This window comes from Ferriphaselus amnicola (genome assembly GCF_000974685.2).
Lineage (GTDB): Bacteria > Pseudomonadota > Gammaproteobacteria > Burkholderiales > Gallionellaceae > Ferriphaselus > Ferriphaselus amnicola.
The window spans coordinates 134880-152881 of record NZ_AP018738.1 but is presented as its reverse complement, the minus strand read 5'-3'; the positions used below and the strand labels follow the sequence as shown (position 1 = coordinate 152881).

The 18002-nt window shown below is 56.8% G+C and carries 13 protein-coding genes; 8 read left to right on the top strand and 5 right to left on the bottom strand.

The genetic code is table 11. The features are described 5' to 3' along the window. Positions 1-2: 2 nt before the first annotated feature. The 3 genes from OYT1_RS00735 to OYT1_RS00725 all read right to left on the bottom strand — a co-directional run bounded on the left by OYT1_RS00735 (position 3) and on the right by OYT1_RS00725 (position 4724). The gene (locus tag OYT1_RS00735; RefSeq protein ID WP_062625805.1) at positions 3-1418 is read right to left on the bottom strand and encodes a mannose-1-phosphate guanylyltransferase/mannose-6-phosphate isomerase; all 1416 of its coding nucleotides are present in this window, start codon (positions 1416-1418) and stop codon (positions 3-5) included. Positions 1419-1612: 194 nt separating this feature from the next. Beyond that, a complete protein-coding gene (locus tag OYT1_RS00730; RefSeq protein ID WP_062625896.1) occupies positions 1613-3769 on the bottom strand; it encodes a UvrD-helicase domain-containing protein in 2157 nt (718 codons plus the stop codon). Between the two features lie 67 nt (positions 3770-3836). Then, positions 3837-4724, bottom strand: coding sequence for a phosphoribulokinase (locus OYT1_RS00725; RefSeq protein ID WP_062625806.1), 888 nt, complete (start codon positions 4722-4724; stop codon positions 3837-3839). Between the two features lie 131 nt (positions 4725-4855). Between OYT1_RS00725 and leuS the strand changes: the two genes are divergently transcribed. Genes leuS through dsbD form a run of 5 tightly spaced genes read left to right on the top strand, consistent with a single transcriptional unit; the run spans position 4856 to position 11073 of the window. Then, entirely contained in the window at positions 4856-7456 is a 2601-nt protein-coding gene (leuS, locus tag OYT1_RS00720; protein WP_062625807.1) for a leucine--tRNA ligase, read from the top strand. 2 nt (positions 7457-7458) lie between these two features. Further along, positions 7459-7953, top strand: a complete 495-nt coding sequence (locus OYT1_RS00715) for an LPS-assembly lipoprotein LptE (RefSeq protein WP_062625808.1) — start codon at positions 7459-7461, stop codon at positions 7951-7953. Further along, positions 7950-8954: a DNA polymerase III subunit delta gene (gene holA / locus OYT1_RS00710; RefSeq protein ID WP_062625809.1), complete on the top strand. Its 1005-nt coding sequence runs from the start codon at positions 7950-7952 to the stop codon at positions 8952-8954. The genes OYT1_RS00715 and holA overlap by 4 nt, the downstream gene beginning before the upstream one ends. A gap of 2 nt (positions 8955-8956) precedes the next feature. After that, positions 8957-9286 (top strand): divalent-cation tolerance protein CutA, encoded by a 330-nt coding sequence (gene cutA / locus OYT1_RS00705; protein WP_062625810.1) that lies wholly within the window; start codon positions 8957-8959, stop codon positions 9284-9286. Continuing rightward, complete coding sequence (dsbD, locus tag OYT1_RS00700; protein WP_062625811.1) at positions 9283-11073, top strand: protein-disulfide reductase DsbD; 1791 nt, start codon at positions 9283-9285, stop codon at positions 11071-11073. Before cutA ends, dsbD begins: the two co-directional genes overlap by 4 nt. 9 nt (positions 11074-11082) lie before the next feature. On the opposite strand, the gene OYT1_RS00695 is transcribed toward dsbD, so the two are convergent. Beyond that, on the bottom strand, positions 11083-12000 hold the full coding sequence (locus OYT1_RS00695) for a LysR family transcriptional regulator (protein ID WP_062625812.1): 918 nt from the start codon (positions 11998-12000) through the stop codon (positions 11083-11085). Positions 12001-12129: 129 nt separating this feature from the next. Between OYT1_RS00695 and OYT1_RS00690 the strand changes: the two genes are divergently transcribed. The 3 genes from OYT1_RS00690 (at position 12130) to OYT1_RS00680 (ending at position 16824) form a co-directional block, all read left to right on the top strand. Continuing rightward, positions 12130-13542, top strand: coding sequence for a ribulose-bisphosphate carboxylase (locus OYT1_RS00690; protein WP_062625813.1), 1413 nt, complete (start codon positions 12130-12132; stop codon positions 13540-13542). Positions 13543-13712: 170 nt separating this feature from the next. Beyond that, a complete protein-coding gene (locus OYT1_RS00685; RefSeq protein ID WP_062625814.1) occupies positions 13713-14516 on the top strand; it encodes a CbbQ/NirQ/NorQ/GpvN family protein in 804 nt (267 codons plus the stop codon). 34 nt (positions 14517-14550) lie between these two features. Next, complete coding sequence (locus tag OYT1_RS00680; RefSeq protein WP_062625815.1) at positions 14551-16824, top strand: nitric oxide reductase activation protein NorD; 2274 nt, start codon at positions 14551-14553, stop codon at positions 16822-16824. A 21-nt stretch (positions 16825-16845) separates the two neighbouring features. On the opposite strand, the gene OYT1_RS00675 is transcribed toward OYT1_RS00680, so the two are convergent. Continuing rightward, complete coding sequence (locus OYT1_RS00675) at positions 16846-18000, bottom strand: NAD(P)/FAD-dependent oxidoreductase (protein ID WP_062625816.1); 1155 nt, start codon at positions 17998-18000, stop codon at positions 16846-16848. Between the last annotated feature and the right edge of the window lie 2 nt (positions 18001-18002).

Below are 18002 nucleotides of genomic sequence, written 5' to 3'. Positions count from 1 at the left end.
ACTTAGGTCCGCTGATAAACGTCCTCAAAGCGCACGATATCATCCTCGCCCAGATAGCTACCGGTCTGCACTTCGATCAAATAAAGTGGTGTTTCACCGATATTTTCTAGGCGATGCTTAATCCCGACAGGGATATAGATCGACTCGTTGGCATGCAATAAACGATTAGCACGTCCCACAGTAACTTTGGCATTGCCTGCCACGACGATCCAATGCTCTGAACGGTAGTGATGCAGTTGCAAAGACAGCTTTTGTCCAGGATTGACCACGATGCGCTTAACTTGGTAGTTCTTGCCTTGATCGATGCCCTCGTAATATCCCCATGGGCGATAAACGCGGCGATGCACCAGATGCTCAGAACGCTCCGCCTGCTTCAGATACTCCACCGCCTGCTTCACGTTCTGCGAAAAATCCTTGTGCGCGACCAGCACCGCATCCGGCGTTTCCACCACCACCATGTCTTCTAGGCCGATCGCCGTCACCATACGGCTTTCTGCGCGGATGTAAGTATTCTTCGTTTGTGGAGCAAAGATGTCGCCACGCAGGACGTTACCATTGGCATCACCGGGAATCGCGGCGGCCAGCGCATCCCACGAACCTACATCGTCCCAGCCAATATCAGCGGTCACCATCGCTGCGGAGCGTGTGTGTTCCATCACGGCGTAATCAATAGAATCGGATGGCGAAGCGGCAAATGCAGCCTCATCAACCCGACTGAAGTCCAGATCATGCTTGCCGCCGTGCCAAGATGCTTTGGCAGCCGCATATATCGCAGGGGCGAACTTCTCCAGTTCCTGTAGATAGACGGAAGCTTTGAACACAAACATGCCGCTGTTCCAGAAGAACTGGCCAGAGTCCAAGAAACGCTGTGCCGTATCCGCATCTGGCTTCTCGACGAACCGTGCAACAGCATAGCTAGCAGTGGCACCTTCTAGCGCAACCCCGCGCTCGATATAGCCGAAACCAGTAGCTGCGCTGTCTGGAGTAATGCCAAAAGTGACCAACTTATCTTGCTTTGCCAACTCAGCGGCTTGATTGATTGCAGCATGGAAGGCAGCCACGTCCTGAACCAAGTGGTCTGCCGGCAATACCAATAAAGTGGCATCAGCACTTTGTTCGAGCGCGGCAAACGCGGCAATCGCCACAGCAGGCGCCGTGTTGCGACTGACGGGCTCTAATACCAAAGAAAGGGGGGAGATATCGATCTCGCGCAACTGCTCGGCAGCGAGAAAGCGATGCTCGGCATTACATACCACCAATGGCTTAGCTAAGTCGGCCAGCCCAGACAGACGCAACAAAGTCTCTTGAAACAGCGTTTTATCAGTCACTAAGGGTAGAAACTGCTTGGGTAGAGCTGCACGAGACAAAGGCCACAAGCGAGTTCCAGAACCGCCAGATAAAATTATCGGGTAAATCATTGTCGCTTTTCACCACCTCTATTGAAACAATCAAATCCGCCGTAGGAAGACGGGCATCAGGCTTAAGCTCTAGGAAGGGAGTTCAACGTCTTTTGACTCCCCCTCCTAGCCACCATTGTAATATGACCTTCACAGAAGAACATAAGCTCTTTGTAATATCTTTTCCTACATTCAGTAGTAAATTTATGCAGAGCTTAAGCTGATGTAAGCTTGGCGTACTCCAGCGCCAGCCATTTGCTACCTGCGTGCTTGAAATTGACTTGCACCCGCCCTTCCGTGCCATTGCCCTCCAGCCCAGTAATCGTGCCTTCGCCGAACTTCTGGTGGAACACGCGCTGGCCGATGCGCCAAGCGCCTTCCTTGACGGGTGCGGGGGGAGCGGGCGGCAATTTTGTGCTGCCAGCAGCCGGGGGTGAGTAAGCTCTAAACGCGGACGGAGTGCGCTGCGTCAGTCTGGGCGACAGCCATTGCAGCAGCTCATCCGGTAACTCGCGCAGAAAGCTGGACATCATGTTGTAGTTCACCTGCCCGTGCAGCATGCGGCTCTGAGCGAAGGTCAGATACAAGCGGCGGCGTGCGCGGGTCAGCGCCACGTACATCAGGCGGCGCTCCTCATCCAGCCCGCCGTCCTCGTTCTGACTGTTCTGGTGCGGGAACAGGCCTTCTTCCAACCCGGAGATGAACACGCTGTGAAACTCCAGCCCCTTGGCGGCGTGGACGGTCATCAGGTGCAGCGCGTCGCTACCCGCCTCGGCCTGATGCTCGCCCGCCTCCAGCGTGGCGTGGGTGAGGAAAGCGACCAAGCTGTCGTCCTCGTTCTCATGCACGAACAGGGTGGCGGCGTTGAGCAGCTCGTTCAAGTTATCGATACGCTCCTGCGCCTCGTGCTTCTTGGCGCCAGTCTCGTTCTGGTAGTTCGCCATCAGACCGCTGTGCGCCAACACATGATCGACGATCTCGGGCAGCGGCAGGTTTGCAGTGGCGCTACGCATCTCCTCGATCAGTCCGACGAAACCGGTGACCTTGCCGCCCATGCGTGCCGCCGCATCGAACAGCGTGGTGTTGTACTGCTTAGCCGATTCCTGCAATTGCTCGATGCTGCGTGCACCAATACCGCGCGTGGGGAAATTGATGACGCGCAGCAGCGAGTTGTCGTCGTCCTGATTCACCAGCAGCCGCAGATAGGCCAGCGCGTGCTTGATCTCCTGCCGCTCGTAGAAGCGCTGCCCGCCGTACACCCGATAGCTGACACCCGCTGCGACCAGCGCATGTTCCAGCGCGCGCGACTGCGCGTTGGAGCGATACAGCACCGCCATCTCGGACAGCGCCACGCCCTCGCGGTGAAGATGGCGAACCTCATCAGCGATGAAGCGCGCCTCGTCCATGTCGGTCGGCGCTTCGTACACACGCAACGGCTCGCCCTTGTGCTCCGCCGTCCACAACTCCTTGCCGAGGCGGTTGCGGTTGCGGCTGATGAGCGCGTTGGCGGCATCGAGGATGTTGCCGTGCGAGCGGTAGTTCTGCTCAAGCTTGATGACGTTCTCGACATGGAAGTCGCGCAGCAGTTCCTGCATGTTGCCGACGTTGGCACCGCGGAAGGCGTAGATGGACTGGTCGTCGTCGCCCACCGCGAACAGCGCATTGCTCTGCCCGGCCAGCAGCTTCAGCCAGCGGTATTGCAACGGGTTGGTATCCTGAAACTCGTCCACTAGGATATGCTTGAAACGCTCCTGGTAATGCTCGCGCAACTGCTGGTTGCGCGACAGCAGTTCGTAACAACGCAGCAGCAGTTCGGAGAAATCCACCACCCCCTCGCGCTGACACTGCTCGTCGTAAGCGGCAAACACCTCGATCTTGCGGCGCGTATAAGGATCATAAGCCTCCACCTCATGCGCGCGCAGCCCCTGCTCCTTATTGCGGCCAATGAAGTTCTGCAACTCGCGCGGCGGATACTTCTCGTCGTCCACATTGAGTGCCTTCATCACCCGCTTGATGGCGGATTGCTGGTCGGACGAGTCGAGGATCTGGAAGGTCTGCGGCAGATTCGCCTCGCGGTAGTGCGCGCGCAACAAGCGGTTACACAAGCCGTGGAAGGTGCCTATCCACATGCTGCGCGTGTTGATCGGCAGCATCGCAGACAAACGCGCCTGCATCTCTTTCGACGCTTTGTTGGTGAAGGTCACCGCCAGCACACCGCTGGGCGACACCAAGCCGTTACTGATGAGGTAGGCGATGCGGGTAGTGAGTACGCGCGTCTTGCCGCTGCCCGCTCCCGCGAGGATGAGGGCGGATCGCGCAGGCAGTTCGACCGCTGCGCGTTGTTCAGGGTTGAGGCCGGAGAGCAGATCCATCTTGGAGCCTTGCAAATGAAATGGGGAATCAGAAACCTGATTCCCCATCGTCGTGATACAGCCGTGATTACTTCTTTTTGCTTTCGATCAGATCGTGAATGATCGGACCAAGCACCAGTTCCAACGCAAAGTTCATCTTGCCGCCGGGAACCACTAGGGTGTTTGGACGCGACATGAACGAGTCGTGGATCATGCCCAGCATGTAGCTGAAGTCGATACCTTTAGGATCGCTGAAGTGAACGACCACAAAGCTTTCATCTGGAGTCGGAATATCACGGGCGATGAACGGGTTAGAAGTATCTACCGTCGAAACGCGCTGGAAGTTAACGCGGGTACGCGAAAACTGCGGTGTGATGTGATTGATGTAGTCTGGCATACGACGCAGGATGGTATCCACCGTCGCTTCAGCGGAATAGCCACGCTCAGACTTGTCGCGAGCGATCTTCTGGATCCATTCCAAGTTGACGATAGGCACCACGCCCACACCCAGATCGACATAACGGGAAGCGTCGATATCGCCGTGCTTGACCAAGCCATGCAGGCCTTCGTAGAACAGAATATCGGAGCCTTCGCCCACAGTTTCCCATGGAGTGAACTGGCCAGGGCCGAGGTTGGTGCCGAAGCGCGCGTTCAACTCCTTAGCTTCTGCATCGCTGTGGATGTAGTAACGGCGATCACATTTGCCGCTCTCGCCGTAGCTCTTGAACGTCTGCTCGATCTTGTCGAAGTGGTTGGCTTCTGGGCCAAAATGGCTGAACGAATTGTTGCCATTCTTAGCAGCTTCGGCAGATGCAGCGCGGAATGCCATGCGATCCAGACTATGCAAGCTATCGCCCTCGACGACTGCTGCCTCGATCTGCTCACGGCGGAAAATGTTCTCGAACGCACGCTTGACGGTAGTTGTACCAGCACCGGAAGAACCGGTTACAGCGATCACGGGGTGTTTGCGCGACATAGTTTCTCTCCTGAATGTGAAAAAAATTTTGCTGGCGATTCTAACAGAATTATTTAGCAGCCGTTGGCGACTGAGCATCCGCTCGGTCTAGCCGCTATAATGCGCCCTCGCAAACGAAATCGTACTCAGAAATGCAGCCCAACTATCACCCGAAAGACATCGAATCCGCCACTCAACAACAGTGGGATGACTCTCAAGCATTCAAGGCTTCGGAGCAAAGTGACAAGCCCAAGTACTACTGCCTGTCCATGTTCCCGTACCCCTCGGGCAAATTGCACATGGGGCATGTGCGCAACTACACCATCGGCGATGTGCTTTCGCGCTACCACCGCATGAAGGGCTACAACGTGATGCAGCCTATGGGTTGGGACGCATTCGGCTTGCCCGCCGAGAACGCCGCGATGGCGAACAACGTACCGCCCGCCGCGTGGACCTACTCCAACATCGAATACATGAAGCAACAGCTCAAATCATTGGGCTTGGGCGTCGATTGGTCGCGCGAGATCGCCACCAGCAAACCAGATTACTACCGCTGGGAGCAATGGCTGTTCACTCGCCTGTTCGAAATGGGCGTGATCTACAAAAAGACCTCGACGGTGAATTGGGACCCGATCGACAACACCGTGCTGGCCAACGAACAAGTCATCGACGGACGCGGCTGGCGCTCCGGCGCGCTGGTGGAAAAGCGCGAGATCCCGATGTACTTCTTCCGCATCACCCAGTATGCCGAAGAACTGCTGGCCGACCTTGACCAGCTCGACGGCTGGCCCGAGCAGGTCAAGACCATGCAGCGCAACTGGATAGGAAAAAGTTTCGGCGTGCGCTTCGCTTTCCCGTATGGCGACAACGAGAAGCTGTGGGTCTATACCACTCGCGCCGACACCATCATGGGCGTCACCTTCGTCGCCGTGGCTGCCGAGCACCCGCTGGCCTTACAAGCTGCGCAAGGCAATCCCGCGCTGGCCGCTTTCATCGAAGAATGCAAGCAAGGCGGTGTCGCCGAAGCCGACATCGCCACCATGGAAAAGAAGGGCATGGCCACCGGCCTCAAGGTCACCCACCCGCTGACTGGTGAAGAAGTGCCGGTGTGGGTCGGTAACTACGTGCTGATGGGCTACGGCGAGGGCGCGGTGATGGCTGTGCCGGCGCATGACGAGCGGGATTTCGGGTTCGCCAAGAAGTATGACCTGCCGATCAAGCAATCCATTCAAGTCGCGGGCGAGACTTTCTCGATCGATGCGTGGGCAGAGTGGTACGGCAACAAGGAGGGCGGTGTTTGCGTCAACTCGGGCAAATACGATGGCTTGGGCTATGACGCAGCGGTGGATGCCATCGCCGCCGACCTCGCCGCGCTGGGGCTAGGCGAGAAGAAGACCCAATTCCGCCTGCGCGACTGGGGCATCTCGCGCCAGCGCTACTGGGGCTGCCCTATCCCGATCATCCACTGTCCGAGCTGCGGCGACGTGCCGGTGCCGGATGACCAATTGCCGGTGGTATTGCCGGAAGATGTGGTGCCGGACGGTGCGGGTTCGCCGCTGGCCAAGATGCCGTCGTTCTACGAATGCAGCTGCCCCAAGTGCGGCGGCGCGGCGAAGCGCGAGACCGACACCATGGACACCTTCGTGGAATCGTCCTGGTATTTCGCCCGCTACACCAGCCCAGATTGCAGCACCGGCTTAGTCGATGAGCGCGCCCGCCAGTGGTTGCCGGTGGACCAATACATCGGCGGCATCGAGCACGCCATCCTGCATCTGCTGTATGCGCGCTTCTTCAACAAGCTGATGCGCGATGTCGGCGTGTTCGGCGAGGAAGCCAAGGAATCGCGGCGTTTTGACGAGCCGTTCAAAAATCTGCTCACTCAAGGCATGGTCGTCGCCCCAACCTTCTACCGGGAAGAGACCAACGGCAAGAAGCTGTGGATCAACCCGGCTGATGTCGAAGTCGAGCTCGATGCCAAAGCCCGCGCCATCGGCGCCAAGCTAAAATCGGACGGCCTGCCGGTCATCATCGGTGGCACCGAGAAGATGTCCAAGTCCAAGAACAACGGCGTTGATCCGCAGTCCATCATCGACCAATATGGCGCGGATACTGCGCGCCTATTCATGATGTTCGCCGCCCCGCCCGATCAGCAATTGGAATGGTCAGATGCGGGCGTAGATGGCGCGTTCCGCTTCCTAAAGCGGGTGTGGAGTCTGTCGGTCGAATTGAGCGATGGAGCCAAGGCCGCAGCAATCGGCAATCTGTCCGCAGACGATCAAACCTTGCGCCGCGAACTGCACCTAGTGCTGAAACAGGCCAGCTTCGACTTTTCGCGCTTTCAGTTCAATACCGTAGTCTCCGCCGCGATGAAGATACTGAATGCGCTCGATAAAGCAAAAGTAAGCGCTGACCGTGCGGTGCTGGGTGAAGGACTTTCCATCCTGCTGCGCCTACTTTCCCCCATCGCTCCGCACATCACGCAGACGCTGTGGAGCGAGCTGGGCTACGGCGACGACATCTTACAAGCCGCTTGGCCGGAAGTGGACGAGGCCGCGCTGGTGCAGGACGAGATCGAGCTGATGATCCAGATCAACGGCAAGCTGCGCGGCAGCGTCAAGGTTCCGGCTGGCGCAGATAAGGCGACCATCGAGCAAATGGCGTTGGCGACTGACGTGGTGCAGAAGCAGCTCAACGGCGGCGCGGCCAAGAAGGTGATCGTGGTGCCAGGGCGACTCGTCAACGTGGTGGCCTGATCGTGGCTCTGCGCTGGTGGCTCCCGTTACTCGCTCTGCTGTTGTCGGCCTGCGGCTTTCATTTACGTGGGCAAGCCAAGCTGCCGTTCGAGACGCTTTATCTACAAGTTCCGAACGAGTATTCGCCGTTGGCGCAGGAGCTACGTAACAGCTTGGTAAGCAACGGCATTAAGCTCGCGAAAAAATCGGGTGAGGCGCAAGTGGTGTTACAGATCGTCAGAGAACTCCCAGAAAAGAAGATTTTGACACTGGGCGGTAGCGGTCGAGTGCTGGAATACCAGTTGCTCTATAGCGTCTCGTTACGTCTCTATGATCAGCAGCAAAATGACTGGCTGCCCGCACAGGAAATCGTGATCCATCGCGACTTCCCGTGGGATGACACACAAGTGCTGGCTAAGCAACAGGAAGAGGTCCTACTGAACGAGAACATGCGCAGTGACCTAGTGCAGCAGATCATCCGTCGGCTGTCGTTCGCTAAACTGCGCGCACAGGAATGAAACTGACCGCCGACAGCCTGCCGCGTCATCTGGCCGCAGGCCTCAAACCGCTATACGTGATCCACGGTGATGCGCAGTTATTAGCACTGGAAGCTGCAGACAGCATTCGCGCCGCTGCTCGTTCAGCGGGCTACACCGAGCGGGAAGTCTTCACTGCCGACAAAGATTTCCGTTGGGCAGAGCTGCGCAACAGCGCGCAAAGCTTGTCCTTGTTTGCCGACCGCAAGGTGATCGACTTGCGCATCCCCACTGGCAAGCCGGGCACCGAGGGCGGACAGGCGTTGCAGGAACACTGTGCGCAGCTTACGCCGGACGTGCTGACCCTGATTACTTTACCGCGACTGGACAAGTCCGCCTCCAGCAGCAAGTGGTTCACCGCCTTGGAGCAGCACGGCGTGACCATCGCCGCCGATGACATCCCCCGCAACGCTCTTCCCGCATGGATCGCCAATCGCTTGCAGCGGCATGGCCAATCAGCGGACCGCGAAACGCTGGAATTCTTGGCCGATCAGGTGGAAGGCAATCTGCTGGCGGCCTGGCAAGAGATCCAGAAGCTGAGTCTGCTCTATCCCGCAGAAGCGCTGAGCTTCGAGCAGGTCAAGGACGCGGTGATGGACGTGGCACGTTACGACGTGTTCAAACTGGCCGAGGCCATGCTGACCGGCAATTCCGCACGCTACACGCGCATCCTCGACGGCTTGCGCGCGGAAGGCACGGCGACAGTGCTGATCCTGTGGGCGCTGACCGAAGAGGTGCGCACGTTGGTCAAGCTGCTGAGCGGCGTTCAGCGCGGTGGCAATCTGGCCAGTCTGATGAAAGACGCGCGCGTCTGGGGCAATCGGCAAGAGTCGGTAGGAAACGCTGTGCGTCGGATTCGCTTGTCGCAGGCAGAAGTGGCCTTGCGCCATGCGGCGCGACTGGACAAAGTCATCAAGGGCCTACGTTCCGGCGATGTTTGGGACGAGCTACTCCAGCTAGGACTGCGTTTCGCCAAAGCTTGATCATGGAACCTGCACTGATCGTCCTCACCAACCTACCTGATCGAGCCACCGCCGAGCGACTGGCCCATGCGCTCATCACCAGCCGCGCCGCCGCTTGCGTCAATATCCTAGCCGAATGCAGTTCGATCTATCGCTGGCAAGACGCGGTGGAGCAGGCGAACGAGATTCCTCTGCTCATCAAAACCACGGTCGCCGCTTACCCCTGCGTGGAGCAAACGATACGCGAACTCCATCCTTATGAACTTCCCGAGATCGTGGCTGTCCCTGTCGTTGCCGGCTTGCCCGCCTATCTGGCTTGGGTCGCGCAAGAAACCACACCCAATACACTATGAAACTACTGAAGCTCTTTGCATCCTTGATATTGCTATGCGCGGTCAATCTGGCCCACGCTGGCGTATTCGACCGCATCGGCGGCAACAAGTCGGCAACGTTCCTCCCGCCCGATCAGGCGTTTGGACTGGAAGTCAGTAGTTGTGATGAGCGCACGCTGCTCGCCGGTTTTCGCGTCACGCCGGGCTACTATCTGTATCGCAACAAAGTGACGTTCGAGTTAGCGGACGGCAACGGAAAAATCGTGCGCACTACCTTGCCGCCAGGCGAGATCAAGGACGACCCCAACTTCGGCAAGATCGAGGTCTATCACCAGTCGTTCCAAGCCAAGATCGAGCTAGAGAGCGTCAATCTGGCGCAGCCGCTATCCTTGCTGGCGACTTATCAGGGGTGTAGCGAGAACGGCTTGTGCTATCCGCCCATCAATAAAACCGTCATGGTGGGCTTGTCGCAAACCGTGTGTGCCGCTTCGGCTGCCACCGTGGATGAGCCTGCCAATGAGGACGGGCGCATCGCTAAGGTGCTGCAACAAGGCAATTTCTGGTTGGTCATTTCCGTCTTCTTCGGCGCGGGATTGCTGCTGGCATTCACACCATGCGTGTTTCCAATGGTACCGATTTTGTCCGGCATCATCGTCGGTCACGGCCACAAGATCACCCATCGCCATGCCTTCTTCTTGTCGCTGGCTTACGTGCTGGGGATGGCGCTCACTTATGCGGCGGCAGGTGTGGCCGCAGGGTTGTCCGGCGAACTGATCTCGAATGCGCTGCAAACGCCTTGGGTACTAGGCAGTTTCGCGGCACTATTCGTGATTCTGTCTCTGTCCATGTTCGGCCTCTATGAGCTGCAATTGCCTTCGGCATTGCAAAGCCGGCTGACCGAGACCAGCAGCCATCTGCATGGCGGACATTTCGGTGGCGTGTTCGCGATGGGCGCGCTGTCGGCCATTATCATGAGCCCGTGCGTGGCCGCGCCGATGGCGGGGGCATTGCTCTACATCGGCAAAACGCACGATGCGCTGCTGGGTGGCTCCGCCTTGTTTGCCTTGGCACTAGGCATGGGATTGCCGTTACTGTTGATCGGCACATCCGCCGGTGCTTTATTGCCGCGCGCTGGGGCATGGATGGAATCCGTCAAGCGCATTTTCGGTGTGATGATGTTAGGCGTAGCGATCTGGATCGTATCGCCACTATTTTCCATATCGCTCCAAATGGGCTTATGGGCGGCGTTGCTGATCCTATCCGCTATGTTCCTGCGTGTGCTGGATGCCTTGCCGCCCAACGCTTCCGGTTGGCGCAAACTGTGGCGCGGTATAGGCGTGCTGATGTTGATGCTAGGGGCGGCTTATTTGGTGGGAGCACTGTCGGGCGCGCGCGACATCTTCCGCCCTCTGGGGGCATTAGGACATACGCAGGCTGACATACCCACTAGCCTACCGTTCGAGCGAATCAAATCATTGGCTGAGTTGGACGCACGTATCGCTAATGCGCAGGGCAAACGGGTGATGCTGGATTTCTACGCAGACTGGTGTGTGTCGTGCAAGGAGATGGAGCGTTTCACTTTCGCGGATCCGCAAGTGCGTGCCAAGCTCAAAGATACCGTATTGCTTCAGGCCGACGTAACTGCCAACAATGACGACGATAAGGCGCTACTCAAGCGCTACACCCTGTTCGGCCCGCCCGCCAGTTTGTTCTACGATGGGCAAGGCAAGGAGTTGGGCGACTTCCGCGTGACCGGCTTTCAAAACGCAGAGTTATTCCTGCGCTCGCTGGCAGCAGCAGGATTCTGATTCCCCGCGCTAAACGACCGAGGCCAGCGGTGTCAAGTTGGCGGCCTCGGTCAGCAGGAATTGCTCGAATGCCTGCGCCGCCACCGATAAGCGCTTGTTGCGCCGATGAACGATGTGCCAATTACGCACGATAGGGAAACCATCCACGTTCAACACCCGCAACCGATTAGTTTCCAACTCGAGACCGATGCTGTGTTGCGAGATGATGCCCAGCCCCATGCCCGCCTGCACCGACAACTTGATCGCTTCGTTGGTGTCCATCTCCATGTTGTTCGGCAGCGGGATGCGATGACTGGCGAAGTAGCGTTCGGCCACGCTACGCGTACCGGAACCACGTTCACGAAATAGAAAGGTCTCTTGCGCCAGTTGCCTAGGTTTGATGCCTGCACCGTCCGCGAGCGGATGTGTCGGCGTTGCGATTACCACCAGCGGATTCTGCATGAAGGAAATGGCCAGGATATCCGCCCCCTCTGGTGGCAAACCCATGATGGCGAAGTCGGCACGATTCTCGGTGATTTGTTGCAGCACTGCGTCGCGGTTACCCACCAGCAGACTGACCTGTATCCCAGCGTTGCTTTGGATGAATTTGGCGAGCAACTGCGGCATGAAATAGTTCGCCGTACTAACCACAGCGATATTCAAGTGCCCACGCTCCAACCCTTTCATCTCGCTGAACACCAGCTCCATCTCCTGCAGTTGCTCCAGCACGGTTCGGCTGTAATGCAACATTTCTCGTCCTGCTTCAGTGAGAAACAACTTCTTTCCAGCTTGCTCGAACAGCGGCATTCCGATAATCTCCTCAACCTGCTTGATCTGCATGGAAACCGCCGGTTGTGAGAGGTAGAGCTCTTCTGCCGCGCGCGAGTGGTTCAAATGGCGTGCGACGCTTTCAAAGACTTGGAATTGGCGCATGGTAACGGGCAACATGGTCTGAATTCTAGCACAACCATAAATTTGACTTATGGTCTTGATAAAAATATCTGACTGTTATTTATGATAACAAGGCCGTAAAGTTCGAACCGTAGTAGTTACATTCAACGACAAGAGGAGAACACAATGGATCAATCAAATCGTTATGCAAACCTGAACCTGAAAGAAGCGGATCTGATCGCTGGCGGCAAGCACCTGTTGGTTGCCTACAAGCTGATCCCAGCAAAGGGTTATGGCTTTTTGGAAGTGGCTGCTCACGTTGCGGCTGAATCTTCTACCGGTACCAACGTTGAAGTATCCACCACCGATGATTTCACACGTGGTGTGGACGCGCTGGTATATGAAGTTGACGAGACAGCCTTTGGTGATGATCCAGTCAAGGGCGGCGGCTTGTTCAAGGTTGCTTATCCGGTGGAATTGTTTGATCCAAATCTGACTGATGGCACTTACAATATTTCGCACATGTGGTCTCTGATCTTGGGTAACAACCAAGGCATGGGTGACCATCAAGGTTTGCGCATGCTCGACTTCTTGGTACCAGAAATGATGGTCAGGAAGTTTGACGGTCCGTCCGCAAATATCACCAACCTGTGGAAGGTGTTGGGTCGCTCTGAAACCGACGGCGGTTACATCGCTGGCACCATCATCAAGCCTAAGTTGGGTCTGCGTCCTGAGCCATTCGCCAAGGCATGCTACGACTTCTGGTTGGGTGGCGATTTCATCAAGAATGACGAGCCACAAGCTAACCAACCGTTCTGCCCAATGGAAGTGGTTATGCCGAAAGTGGCTGAAGCCATGGATCGTGCTCAACAGGCAACCGGTCAAGCTAAGCTGTTCTCGGCAAACATCACCGCCGATTACTATAAAGAAATGATCCATCGCGGCGACTATGTGCTCAATACGTTCGCTAAATACAACTCTGCTAGCCACGTAGCCTTCCTCGTTGACGGATTCGTGACTGGTCCAGCAGGTGTGACCACTGCTCGCCGTGAGTTCCCAGACACCTTCTTGCACTTCCACCGCGCAGGCCACGGTGCTGTCACTTCCTACAAGTCACCAATGGGTATGGACCCGCTGTGCTACATGAAGCTGGTGCGTCTAATGGGCGCGTCCGGTATGCATACCGGCACCATGGGCTACGGCAAGATGGAAGGTCACGGCAAAGAAACCGTGCTGGCCTACATGCTGGAGCGTGATGAGTGCCAAGGACCTTACTTCTACCAGAAGTGGTACGGTATGAAGGCAACAACTCCGATCATCTCCGGTGGTATGAACGCACTGCGTCTGCCAGGCTTCTTCCAGAATCTGGGTCACGGCAACGTGATCAACACCTGCGGCGGCGGTTCCTTCGGCCATATCGATAGTCCAGCAGCCGGTGGTATCTCCCTCGGTCAGTCTTACGAGTGCTGGAAGACCGGTGCTGACCCGATCGAATACGCGAAGACACACAAAGAGTTCGCACGCGCATTCGAGTCCTTCCCGAAAGACAGCGACAAGTTGTTCCCGGGCTGGCGCGAAAAGCTGGGCGTACACAAGTAAGAATCGCTCAGCTGCATCGAAGCAAAAATGCGCCCCCACACGATGGGGGCGTTTTTTTCCAGACTTCGAATCCCCTCTTGCTCGCAGGGAGAGGTTAGAAGTGGGCGAACTCCATGTTGCCCGATCCCCATCAATTCCCGCTCTAGGAGTGGGAAGTTTAGGAGTTAGCGATGACAAACAAGACTCAATTCACGGTCGGCAAAGAGCCGTTTTATCAAGCTCAAGGCGATGAAGTCCAATTATACGAAGCCGCTTACGCCGCGCGTCTGCCGGTGATGGTGAAAGGCCCGACGGGCTGCGGCAAATCGCGCTTCATCGAGTATATGGCATGGAAGTTGAACAAGCCGCTCATCACGGTAGCGTGCAATGAAGACATGACCGCAAGCGACCTCGTTGGCCGTTATCTGCTGGATGCCAATGGCACGCGCTGGCTGGATGGCCCGCTCACTACCGCAGCCCGTATCGGCGCGATCTGCTATCTGGACGAAGTTGTCGAGGCTCGTCAGGACACCACGGTGGTAATCCACCCGCTGACCGACCACCGCCGCACCTTGCCGCTAGATAAGAAAGGCGAGTTGATCGAGGCTCATCCCGATTTTCAATTGGTGATTTCCTACAACCCTGGCTATCAGAACCTGATGAAGGATCTGAAGCAATCGACCAAGCAGCGCTTCACCGCTTTCGAGTTCGACTACCCGACTGCGGAATTGGAAGCAGATATCCTGTCCAAGGAAACCGGTCTGGACGTGGCGATCTGCGGCAAACTGGTACAGATCGGCCAGGCAGCCCGTAACCTGAAAGGTCACGGACTGGATGAAGGTATCTCCACACGACTGCTGGTCTATGCGGCGACGCTGATCAAGAACGGTGTCGATGCTAAAGCCGCATGCCGCATGGCAATGGTGCGACCGATCACCGACGACGCGGATATCCGCGATACGCTCGATCACGCGATTGATGCTTCGTTCGCCTGAGCTCAGAGCGAGCGAACCACCGGAGGACTGAGTAATGACGGATGTCGTGACGGAAAGAGCCGAAGAGACGGCAAAATACTGGGAGCAACTGGGTTGCAGATTCTCCCAAGTGAATGCCGTCTTTGATGAGTGCATGAAAGAAGCCAAGGCACTACTGTCGAAGGCGGGCTTGGAGACTTATATCGAGAATGCCCGCATCATCGGCAAGATGGGACGTGGCGCAGAACCACTACTGATCTATCTGGAAGAAGCGCCGAGCGTGGCGAGCATCGTTGGAGAACATGCGCTGATCAAGCTGCGCGAATTCTCCGAGTACATGTCCACGCATACCAACTTCAAGGCGATCGTGCCGTTCCTACAGACCAGCGGTGCCGTCGCCCGCCGTCTGAACAGCGACAAGATGTTCAATCGCTACATTGAGCTGGTCCGCGACATGATGGATCGCACTTCAGGTTCGATCCACGGTCACCATACGACCTTTGCCAGTCCGGGCTTACCAGAGTTGCTTAAGCAGGCGCCCAAATTACTAAGCGTACTATCGCTGCAAGGATTTCAAAACTGGATCGAATACGGGATCAAGTACTACAACGACCACCCAGAACGACAGGAAGAATATTTTCGCTTGGAATCCGCCGATGCTATCGCGGTCATGCAGCGCGAGCGGCATGGCACCTTGCTGGTGGATAACGAGCGCAAGCTGGATACCTACATCCGTGCGTTATGGAACGACAGCGACTATCTCATTCCCTATTCGGCCGCTTTCGATGATCTGCGTAAGGCGATGCCCTACTACACCGATGATGGCATTCGCTTGCCCGACGTCTATGACGACATCAATGGCGTATCAGGCATTGACCGCTATCGCGCCGCGCTGGCACACATGGCAGCGCATCGTCGCTGGTCGCAACAGATGATCGTGGACAACTGGAGCCCGTTCCAGCGCGCCAGCGTCGAGATATTCGAAGACTCTCGCGTGGAATACCTGGCCTGCCAGAAATACCCAGGCCTGCGCAAACTGTTTCTCGCCTTACACCCCATCCCTAGGGAGGAAGACCTGCAACTCGAAGAACAAGGCATCTCGGTATTTAGGCTCAGATTGGCCATGGTATCGCGTGCCATCCTCGATCCAGACTTCACTTACCAGAACGAACATGTGCGCGAATTCGTCAATCGTTTCCATGAGCTGATGGCAACGGGAGAATCGACCAGTGCAGCGATGGCCTCGGTTGCACTGGCATTCATCGCTCGCACACGCGGCCAACGCGATCTGTCGGCCCGGATGTACTTCGACAATACCGAGGTGGACTACCGCGACGATAACCGCCATCTGTGGATCTATATCGAAGAGAGCGACGAAGACGAGATGTTCGAGCATCTCGATAAGCGTCAGAACACGGAGGCGGAATTGCACGCGCTGCCACCCCGTCACTACGACGAGTGGGACTACAACGCACAAAACTATCGCCCAGATTGGGTGAGCGTGTATGAGTCGCTCCATCCGCGTGGCAATCCGACCATGATCGACGCGCTGCTGGCTAAAAATGCCAAACTGACCAAACGCCTGAAAGCGTTACTCGAGATGCTCAAGCCGCAAGATAAGGTGCGCATTCGATATCAGGAAGAGGGCTCGGAACTCGATCTGGATGTGGCCATCCGCTCCTTGATCGACTACAAGAGCGGCAGCTCGCCAGACCCGCGCATCAATATGTCGCATCGCACCGATGGCCGTAGCTTCGCCATCACCTTGCTGCTTGACCTGTCGCAATCGCTCGACGAGAAAGCGTCAGGTAGCAACCAGACCATCCTCGAACTCAGTCAGGAAGCCGTCTCACTTCTGGCTTGGTCGGTACAGCAGGTCGGCGATGCGTTCGCAATCGGCGGTTTCCACTCCAACACTCGCCACGATGTGCGCTACTACCACCTCAAAGGCTTCAAGGAACCTTGGGGCGATGAGGTCAAGTCGCGCCTAGCGGCGATGCAGGCAGGATACTCGACTCGAATGGGGGCAGCGATGCGTCATGCCGGCCACTATCTGAAATCGCAACAAGCGGACAAGAAACTGCTGTTGATCCTCACCGACGGCCAGCCGGCCGACGTGGATACCAAAGACGGCAACCTGCTGATCGCCGATGCACGCCAAGCGGTAAAGGAATTGGACCAAGAAGGCATTTACAGTTACTGCATTAACCTTGACCCCAAGGCTGACGAGTATGTGGAAGACATCTTTGGCAAGCAGTACACAGTCATCGACAACATCGCTCGGTTGCCCGAGCGACTACCTCAGTTGTTTATTTCACTTACGAAGTAAGCGAACGTGGGGGGCGCTGAACTATGTAGCTTCAGCGCCCCCCACGATTTGCTCGACTAGGGATGTTTTCGCCTTCACAGCTTCCGCCCCGACCAAAGCGAAGCCATGCAACCTGCCAGCAGCATCCCGAAACAGTGCCTGCCAGCCGTCCGCCGTTTCCGACTCCTGCCATGTACCCGAAACCCCTGGTGCAGGCGGACTGATCACAGTCGGACAAGCCGGAATCTTAACGACTACGGGCATCACTGGGTAACTCAAAGCGGTCATTTCTCCGCTCAGTGTTTTAGCTAAAGCGCGTGCACCGTGCATGATCGGCAACACAAAAGGCAGCAACTGCCCGTGAATCTCAGCACAATCACCCAGCGCATATACCCCATCAATCGAAGTCTGGAGATATTGATCGGCCACAATACCCCGACCAGTCTTCAGCCCTGCAGCACTCGCCAGCTCGGTAGAGGCACGCAGCCCAACTGCTGAAAGCACGAGATCAGCGTGATGCGTTGTTCCTTGATCATCAATCAAGGAGTAGCCAGCGCCCTCTGCATTGATTTGAGCGATAGTGCGCCCAAAATGGAAGCGAATACCGATATGCCCCAAGCGGTCGCGCAAAAAGCTGCCCGCCTGCGTCGGCAATAGTCGCCCCAAAGGATGGGTCGATGGATCGAATACTTCGACTTGATACCCCGCACCACTTAGATCATTGGCGAACTCGCAACCGATCAGTCCAGCGCCAAGTATCGCAACGCGTCGTTTACCGACCAGCCGATCACGAAACCTCACATAGTCCGTGAGACTGTTCACCGACAGCACAGCTGCTGGCGCGTCCCCCTGAATGTTGAGGCAGATTGGCTTGGCTCCGATAGCTAGCACCAACTTTTCGTAGGCCAATTCTCCTGCCGAGCTATGCAATACATGATGCTCAGGGTGAACGGCATGTACTTGTGTATGCGTCAGAAACTCGGCATCAAGTTGCTCCGCCAATCGAGGAGCCGATGCCTGCACCAGTTGCGCGACCTCGCGTTTCAGAGCCAGCGCGTTCGACAAATTGGGTTTAGCGTAGAACCCCCCGTCGTCAGCACTGACGACCTTCACCGGAGTCGATTTATCCAGCTTACGGAACTCGCGCAGCAAGGTAATGCCTGCCAGACCGCTGCCGACGATAACGACGGGGCCCATCA